Source organism: Massilia niastensis DSM 21313 (assembly GCF_000382345.1).
GTDB lineage: Bacteria > Pseudomonadota > Gammaproteobacteria > Burkholderiales > Burkholderiaceae_D > Telluria > Telluria niastensis.
The window spans coordinates 1-7,864 of sequence record NZ_KB908183.1 but is presented as its reverse complement, the minus strand read 5'-3'; the positions used below and the strand labels follow the sequence as shown (position 1 = coordinate 7,864).

The 7,864-nt window shown below is 65.3% G+C and carries 7 protein-coding genes and 1 tRNA gene; 6 read left to right on the top strand and 2 right to left on the bottom strand.

Going from position 1 to position 7,864, the window contains the following annotated elements; genetic code table 11:
* Both H162_RS0129185 and H162_RS32350 read right to left on the bottom strand, forming a co-directional pair.
* Positions 1-205: transposase (locus H162_RS0129185; protein WP_020657013.1), on the bottom strand; the 205-nt coding region annotated here is incomplete at its 3' end.
* A gap of 233 nt (positions 206-438) precedes the next feature.
* Positions 439-1,572 carry a right-handed parallel beta-helix repeat-containing protein gene (locus H162_RS32350; RefSeq protein WP_020657012.1) on the bottom strand — a complete coding sequence of 378 codons (1,134 nt, stop codon included), beginning with the start codon at positions 1,570-1,572 and terminating at the stop codon, positions 439-441.
* Between the two features lie 238 nt (positions 1,573-1,810).
* Between H162_RS32350 and H162_RS0129175 the strand changes: the two genes are divergently transcribed.
* From H162_RS0129175 to H162_RS0129150, 6 genes are all read left to right on the top strand, one after another.
* Positions 1,811-3,136 carry a lipopolysaccharide biosynthesis protein gene (locus tag H162_RS0129175; protein ID WP_169444601.1) on the top strand — a complete coding sequence of 442 codons (1,326 nt, stop codon included), beginning with the start codon at positions 1,811-1,813 and terminating at the stop codon, positions 3,134-3,136.
* 11 nt (positions 3,137-3,147) lie between these two features.
* Complete coding sequence (locus tag H162_RS32980; RefSeq protein ID WP_020657010.1) at positions 3,148-4,458, top strand: glycosyltransferase; 1,311 nt, start codon at positions 3,148-3,150, stop codon at positions 4,456-4,458.
* A 27-nt stretch (positions 4,459-4,485) separates the two neighbouring features.
* A complete protein-coding gene (locus H162_RS0129165) occupies positions 4,486-5,697 on the top strand; it encodes a hypothetical protein (RefSeq protein ID WP_156885874.1) in 1,212 nt (403 codons plus the stop codon).
* Positions 5,698-5,898: 201 nt separating this feature from the next.
* Complete coding sequence (locus tag H162_RS0129160; protein ID WP_020657008.1) at positions 5,899-6,096, top strand: hypothetical protein; 198 nt, start codon at positions 5,899-5,901, stop codon at positions 6,094-6,096.
* Positions 6,097-6,205: 109 nt separating this feature from the next.
* A complete protein-coding gene (gene serS / locus H162_RS0129155; protein WP_020657007.1) occupies positions 6,206-7,501 on the top strand; it encodes a serine--tRNA ligase in 1,296 nt (431 codons plus the stop codon).
* Between the two features lie 111 nt (positions 7,502-7,612).
* Positions 7,613-7,702, top strand: a tRNA-Ser gene (locus H162_RS0129150).
* The last annotated feature ends 162 nt before the right edge of the window (positions 7,703-7,864 follow it).

Genomic DNA, 7,864 nt, shown 5'->3' with positions numbered 1-7,864 from the left:
ATTGCTGGGCAATGTACATGCGCAGCATGCGCTCAAGACCGACCGGCGGCCGGCCACGACCATCGCCTTTCGGATAGTACGGCAGCAGCGCCGCAACCAGAGTTGGCCACGGCGTTGCAGCCTCGATCTCTGCAAGGAAACGGTCGCGTCGAGTCAGCTTCTTCTTGCTGGCGTACTCGACATCGGAAAAGCTCATCTGCGTCATCGATTTACTCGGAAATTGGATGCGCTATTGTGACAGCTCAGCAGATTGGCAGACGATTAAATCAGTACTTCCCAAGGAAATTTCTTCACCGAAATAGGTTGTGAAGAAATGATAAAAGCGTGGGGCTGGGCGGTAGAGCGGAGGAATTAAGGCGAGTACGTCACTGGATTAATCGATAAGAAAAAAATAACGTTGACAGGAGTGGCGCAAAGGCGAGGATGCCGAAAGCCGCTTCAGCGTTCCTGGTAGGCGCCGATATCGACTGCCGCGCCGCGCGGGCGGCGCGCGCCGTCGATATCGGTCGCTGGCGCGGCCTCTGCCAGTCCGCGTTTCAGCGCCGGCGATCCAGGCTGCAGCCGGTAATCGCCTTTGCCGTCCGGACGGAAATGCAGGAACAGCGGATCGGCGCTAATGGTGCCGGTATCCTTTCCCACCAGCATTTCGATGTTCGCGCCATTTCCGTACACCACATTGTTCGCCACGAGATTGCCGTCGCCAATGCAGGCTTCGCCCGGATAGCAGTATTGCCGGATCGATGCGCGCGGATGGTGGACGACGATATTATTGATGACCTGGGTATTGCTCAGCACCACGCCCCCGGGACGATCGCCGGTGCCGATCACGATGCCGCCCCCGATCTTGTCGGAACCGTTCGAGAACACCGTGTTATTGGCGATGACGACCTGGTCGGCCGCGTGCCACAGGTGAATACCCCAGGCCGAAACCCGGTAGACGATATTGTTATGGATCCTGCCGCGCAGGTTGGCGTAATAAATACCCTGTACCCCCGGGCAGGCGCCGGGCGCCCCGATATCGTGGACGACATTGCCGCTGATCTCGCCGTCCGAGGCCTGGTAGTTGGCATTGACGATGCCGCCGCCGCCGCTGCCGGTACAGCCGCCGGACAGCGCCAGGTCATGTACGCGGTTACCCGCCATGCGCACCCAGGACCCATGGTTGAGGAGGCCGGCGCGGCCGCTGCCGCTGACGTCGAAACCGAAGATCTCGACGTGGCTGCCATGGTTCTCCCACGCCGCCTCGGTGCCGCTGCCGACGATTTTCGCGCCCCATTTCACGGCCGAGACATAGCGGATCCGCGCCGCGGCATTGCCGCTCGCGGTGGACTTGATGTTCTCGGGATAGGTGCCGGGCGCGACCAGCACCGTGATGCCGGCGCTGGCGGCCCGGGCCGCGGCCCCGATCGTGCGCAGCGGCGCGCGCCTGGTGCCCGGGTTGGCGTCGTCGCCTCCGGGAGCGACGTACAGCGCCCGCTGCGGCAGTTCGTCGGCCTGCATCAGGGCGCAGGCGCAGATGATGGCGGCGAAGGCGAGCGGAAGCGGCAGGCAGGCCAGGGGGCGCAGGTTCATGGTTTCTCGCAGGCGGGCAAGTTGGCGTGACGGCAAGCCGGGCAGCCGACCTTATCCCATCCTGCCGCAGGGCATGTTGCGCTTCCTCCAAAGTCCTCGCTCCTGTCTGGAAGGTTTAATTTCGGCAACTCGTTTCTTCGCCTGGCCGCTTGATATTCCTCAGTTCCACGCGTCGGGAGGGCACGGATAATCACCTGACGCGACCCGAACAGGATAGACGGGCAACATGCTGAACCAAATGAAAAACCTGCTTTCCCTCGGCCGCACGCCCGATGCCAGGTTCGACCTGTCCGCCGCCATCGGCTCGACCCTGCTGCGCCAGATCGTGTCGAGCAGCCTGTATTTCGTCGCGCTGTGGATTACGACGCGCCAGCTCGGCCCGCACGACAACGGCCTGCTGGCGACCGCGCTGCTGCTGCCGCAGACCCTGTACGCCGTCCTCAACCTGGGCCTCGCCCCCAGCCATGTCTACCACATGAGCAGCGGGCTCGGCAGTCCAGCGGCCATGCGCCGCATGAACTGGCGCCTGGCGCTCGCCTTGTGGGGCCTGGCCGCGCTGGGACTGGGCCTGACGGGCGAGGCGGTCACCGGGCGCTACCTGCCCGGCACGGCCAAGTCCACGGCGCTGTACGCCAGCATCCTGTTTCCCATGATGCTGCTTGCGGCCTGGACCGTGGCGCTGATCCAGGGCGCGCGCGACTATCCCAGCTATAACAAGACCGCGCTGATCCAGCCGCTGAGCTTCTGCGCGGGCGTGGTCGCGCTGGGTGCCGCGCAGGCGGTCAGCGTCGTCTCGGTGCTGGGCTGCCACATCCTGAGCCAGGCGGCGCTGTGGCTGGCCGGCGAGCTCCGCGTGCGGCGCTACACCCCGGCCGCCGGCGCACCCGCGCTGAAGCCCGGCAAGGCGGTCGCGTTCGGGCTGCGCGCCCACCTGAGCAATGTGATCACCTTCCTGAACTACCGGGTGGCGCTGTACCTGGTGAGCTTCCTGCTCGATCCGGCCTCGGCGGGCCAGTATGCACTGTCGGTCCAGCTCGCCGAAGTGCTGTGGCTGATCGCCAGCGCCGCCTCGGTCGTGGTGTTCCCCGAATCGGCCGCGCACAACAGCACCCCCGCGGCCCTGCAGGCCATGGTGGGCAGGATCGCCCGCTCCGTCTTCCGGATCACGCTGCTTGTGGGGCTGCTGGCCGGTTTGCTGTCGCTGGTCGCGATTCCCTGGGTGTTCGGGCGCGCCTACGCCGGCTCCGTGCTCCCCTTCATCATCCTGCTGCCGGGCATCATTACCTGGAGCTACATGAACATCGTCGCCAATTCCCTGGCAGGCATGGGCTGCCAGCGGGTGAACATCCTGGGAGCCCTGCTGTCGCTCGCGCTCAACGGCATCGGCTGCCTGCTGGCGATCCCGGTCCTGGGGATGCAGGGCGCGGCCCTGGCGTCCAGCGTGGCGTTCACGGCGACGGCCGGCTACACGGTGTGCATGTACCGGCGCATCATGGCCGCGCGCATTGCCCAGGCCGGCGCACGGCGCCAGGCGGAACCCGGAATCGAAGGGAGTGCAGGATGAAGGCGAAGAGAATGCTGGTGCTTACCTCGCTGTATCCGTACGGGCAGGGTGAAGCATTCATCGCGGCCGAGCTCGAGCATGTCGCCCGCTGCTTCGATCACATCGAGCTGGCGCCGGGCTTCTACGACCCGGACACCCAGCCGCGCCCGGAGCGCCTTCCGGTCAATCGCGGCTATGCGGACACGCGCTGGGGCCTGCTGCGCTGGCCGCGCGCGATCGCTTCCTTGCTGCTGGGGCTGGTCAAATACCGCTGGGCCGACGACCTTGCCTTCCTCCTTGCCCGCGGCCGCAAGCTGGACAACATCAAGGAGCTGGTCCGCGCAGTGTACCGGGCGCGCATGTTCGAGCGCTTCCTGGCGGACCAGGCGCGACAGGGAAAAGAACCCTTCGACGTCATCTATTTCTACTGGCTGGTGCCCGAGATCATGGGCGCGCTCCAGTTCCGCAAGGCGACGGGTGCGGCAACCCATATCGTGTGCCGCGCCCATCGCGGCGACCTCTATCTCGAGACCAGGCCGGGCGGGTATGCCGGGCTGCGGCGCGGGATCGTCGCCGGCATCGACGACATCTACTGCATCTCCGAGCACGGCAGCCGCTACCTGGGCGCATGCTTTCCCGCCCTGGCCGCGAAGTTCCACCTCGCCCGGCTCGGCGTCGACGAGCCGGGCTTCCTGAACGCGCAGCCGCAGGGCGGGCCGCTGTCGATCGTCTCCTGCTCCTTCGTCATCAGGAGCAAGCGCCTGTCCCTGATCGTCGACGCCATCGCCCACCTGCTGGCCTCGAACCCGGACTTGCAGGTGCGCTGGACCCATGTGGGCGACGGCCCGCTGCTGGACGAGGTGCGCGCCCATGCCGCCAGCCGCCTCGGGGAGCGGGCGCAAGTCATCTTCAAGGGCTACCTCGCGCATGCCGGGGTGATGGCCCTGTACCGCGACGAGCCCTTCGACCTGATCCTGAACGTCAGCGACAGCGAAGGCATCCCGGTCAGCCTGATGGAGGCGAGCTCGGCTGGCATTCCGCTGGTCGCCACCGATGTCGGCGGCAGCGCCGAGATCGCCAATGCCGGCACCGGCGTGCTGCTGCCCGCCGATGCCGACCCGGCCACGATCGCGGCAGCGCTACTGCGCTTCAACGACCGCGCCACGTCCCTCATGGTGCGCCGCGCGGCGCGCTGGTACTGGAGCGAGCACTTCAACGCCGCGACGAACTATGCGCGCTTCGGCCTCCGCCTGGCCGGCCACGAACGGGGGAGGGCGGCGGCCGAGCTGTCCGATGCGGTCGCCTTCGCGGCGCCACGCCACGAGGACCCGGCTGCCGGTTGAGGCAGCCCATGCTTGCGGCGAGCCTCCATGCGCGATCTCCGACGACGGCGGCCAGGAAGCAGACTCGCGTTCCTGGCCTTGCTGGCCGCGCTGTTCCTCCTGTTCACCCCGTTCGAACAGGGCGGTCCCAACCCGTCGATGTTTCCGAAATACTTCGCGGCGGGCGCCTCGGTGCTGGCGCTGCTTCCCCTGTTCATCCTCACCCGGATGCGCGTGCGGGTCGAATCGCAGCTGGTGCTGGTCGCGCTCGCCATGGTGGCCTTCCATGCGCTGGTGGTCGACCCGGTGCCCTTCCATTTCGTCCTGCTGGTGGTCCTGAACCTGGCCCTGGCGGTATTCCTCTACGAGGCCAGTTTCACGTGGCGCGAGGAGTTCGTCTCCGCACTGTCCTGGCTGCTCCTGGTCAATGCCGCCGTGATCACCCTGCAGGCCCTGCTGTTCCACCTCATCGGCGGGCCGATCGTCGATTTCCACAAGATGATCTTCGGCTCCGACAGCCGCTTCATCGAGGATTTCCTGAACATCGCACGCTTCCCGGGGCTGCAGGTGGAACCGGGCACCTACGCCAACTACATCGGTTGCCTGGCGGCGATCCTGATGCTGTCCTCGGCCTTCAGCGTGCGCTTCCTGCTGATGTGCTTCATGGCCGTGATGTCGGTATTCGTGACCAACTCCGGCTCGTCGATCTACTTCGTGCCGGTGCTGATCGTGCTGCTCGGCTACCTGTGGCGCTCCAGGGTGCGCGCGATCCATCTGGTGGTTCTGATCGCGGCGGTGCTCGTGTACATGCATGTTTCCGGTGTCATGGCGCACCTGGAAGAGCGCTTCTTCGAACGCGACGATGGCAGCCTGTCGCACCGGATCGAGGGCGTGCACATCTGGATGGCGATGAGCCTGGAAGAAAAGCTGATCGGCGTGGGCTTCGGCGCCGATCCCTGCGTGCGCTGCCATTACCAGGACATCGGGATGGTGTTCAACCTGCTGACCCGCGGCGGCCTGATCGTCACGCTGGCGTTCGCCGTGATGCTGGGCCGGATGGTACTGGCGAATGGCCCCGTGCTCGCGCTGCTGCTGATCCTCATTCCCGTCAACGAGAAGATGTTCTTCTATGAAACGCCGGCCTGGCTGTTCTTCCTGTTCGCGATGACGCCCCACATTAGGAACCTATCCCGTCAGGTGGGAGTCGCTGCTGGCGCGCCTGACAAGCGGGGGCGGCGTTGCTCGTCGTTGCATGGCTAGCCATGCGGCCTGATGCGGCGGAGCGGGGCGCCGCTTCGTCGCGCTTGATCGCCTGATCCGCCGCCTATATCCGGTCGGTCCGCGTTTTGCGCATTCTGCTCCATCTTTTTCACGCTTCATCGCAAGCCGATGGCGACCCGAGGGGGCGGTGGGTACAGTACCACCATACCGAATCACTTCTACCCCCTGAAGGAGAACACCATGAACATCCGTAAAAACTTCGAAGCCCTGTTCGTCGCCGCCGCCACCCTGGGCCTGGTCGCCAGCTACGCCACCGCCAACGAGCGTCCGGTCGAGATTGTCGAGACCTCGTTCCCGGCCCTGGAACAATCGCACGTGCAGACGATCGTGATCAGCGCCCCGCGCCTGAGCGCCGCCGAAAAAGCAGCCCAAAGCTGATGGTGGCCAGGGCGGGCGGGGCGCCCGGCAACGCGGTTGCCGAATCTCGCTGACAAAGGCTGTCGGCTTGGTACAATTGTGGTTTCGACACACGCAAGTCCAACCCGACATGATAGACATCCAACTTCTTCGCAAAGATATCGACACCGTCGCCGCGCGCCTGGCGACGCGCAAGTTCCAGCTCGATGTGGCCGCATTCAGCGCCCTCGAAGCCGAACGCAAGGCGATCCAGACGCGCACCGAGGAACTGCAGGGCAAGCGTAATTCGCTGTCGAAGCAGATCGGTATGCTCAAGGGCAAAGGCGAAGACACGACGGCCGCGATGGCGGAAGTGGCCGGGCTGGGCGATGAGCTCAAGGCCAACGAAGTGGCCCTCGGCGAGGTGCAGGCGAACATGGCGCGCTTCATCGAAGCGGTGCCGAACCTGCCCCACGAGAGCACCCCGCAGGGAACGGACGAAACCGGCAACGTCGAAGTGCGCAAGATCGGCACCCCGCGCGACTTCGACTTCGAGGTCAGGGACCACGTCGACATCGGCGAGCGTCTCGGCCTGGACTTCGATACCGCGACCAAGCTCACCGGTTCGCGCTTCTCGATGATGAAAGGCGGCATGGCGCGCCTGCACCGCGCGCTGGCCCAGTACATGCTGGACACCCACACCGGCAAGCACGGCTACACCGAGTGCTACACCCCTTACATGGTCAACGCCGATTCGCTGCGCGGCACCGGCCAGCTGCCGAAATTCGAAGCCGACCTGTTCTCGGTGAAGAAGGGCGGCCATGAGGGCGAGGGCGAGCACTTCTACCTGATTCCGACTTCGGAAGTATCGCTGACCAACGTGGTGCGCGACGAGATCGTCGCCGGCGACGAGCTGCCGATCAAGATGACCGCCCATACGCCATGCTTCCGTTCGGAAGCGGGCAGCTATGGCCGCGACACCCGCGGCATGATCCGCCAGCACCAGTTCGACAAGGTCGAGCTGGTCCAGGTGGTGCATCCGGAGCAGTCGTATGCGGCGCTGGAAGAGATGGTCGGCCAGGCCGAGTTCATCCTGACCTCGCTGGGCCTGCCGTACCGCGTGATGTCGCTGTGCACCGGCGACATGGGCTTCTCGGCCGCCAAGACCTATGACCTCGAAGTCTGGCTGCCGGCGCAGAACACCTACCGCGAGATCTCCTCGCTGTCGAACTGCGAAGCCTTCCAGGCGCGCCGCATGCAGGCCCGCTTCCGCAATGCCCAGGGCAAGCCGGAACTGCTGCACACCCTGAACGGCTCGGGCCTGGCCGTGGGCCGCACCCTGGTCGCGGTGCTGGAGAACTACCAGCAGGCCGACGGCAGCGTGGTGATCCCGGAAGTGCTGCGTCCCTACATGGGCGGCCTGGAGCGCCTGGCGCCGGCGGCCTGACGCGAAGAAGGGGAGGGAAATCGCAGCTTGCTGCAATTCGCCCTTCCATTTTTCGAATATGCCGCTATAATGGCAGCCTCTTGCAGCTCACAGCAAGAATCGACCGAATCAGGAGAGGTGGCAGAGTGGTCGAATGTACCTGACTCGAAATCAGGCGTACGGGTGACCGTACCGTGGGTTCGAATCCCACCCTCTCCGCCAGTAGTACAAAAAAGGCTCCCGACGGGAGCCTTTTTTCTTTCCTCGGAGAGGAGTGAGCCGCCTGCGCGGCTCACGCGTGGGATTCGAAGCCCGGCGCCTGCAGGCGCCGGGGCGGCCTGCGGGATGTAGGCGAATCCCACCCTCTCCGCCAGTAGTAAAAAA

What these genes read in the sequence shown, in the direction of transcription:
- H162_RS32350 (WP_020657012.1), bottom strand. Translation starts at nt 1,572, where the DNA reads ATGAACCTGCGCCCCCTGGCCTGCCTGCCGCTTCCGCTCGCCTTCGCC.
- serS (WP_020657007.1), top strand. Translation starts at nt 6,206, where the DNA reads ATGATAGACATCCAACTTCTTCGCAAAGATATCGACACCGTCGCCGCG.
- H162_RS0129165 (WP_156885874.1), top strand. Translation starts at nt 4,486, where the DNA reads ATGCGCGATCTCCGACGACGGCGGCCAGGAAGCAGACTCGCGTTCCTG.
- H162_RS0129160 (WP_020657008.1), top strand. Translation starts at nt 5,899, where the DNA reads ATGAACATCCGTAAAAACTTCGAAGCCCTGTTCGTCGCCGCCGCCACC.
- H162_RS0129175 (WP_169444601.1), top strand. Translation starts at nt 1,811, where the DNA reads ATGAAAAACCTGCTTTCCCTCGGCCGCACGCCCGATGCCAGGTTCGAC.
- H162_RS32980 (WP_020657010.1), top strand. Translation starts at nt 3,148, where the DNA reads ATGCTGGTGCTTACCTCGCTGTATCCGTACGGGCAGGGTGAAGCATTC.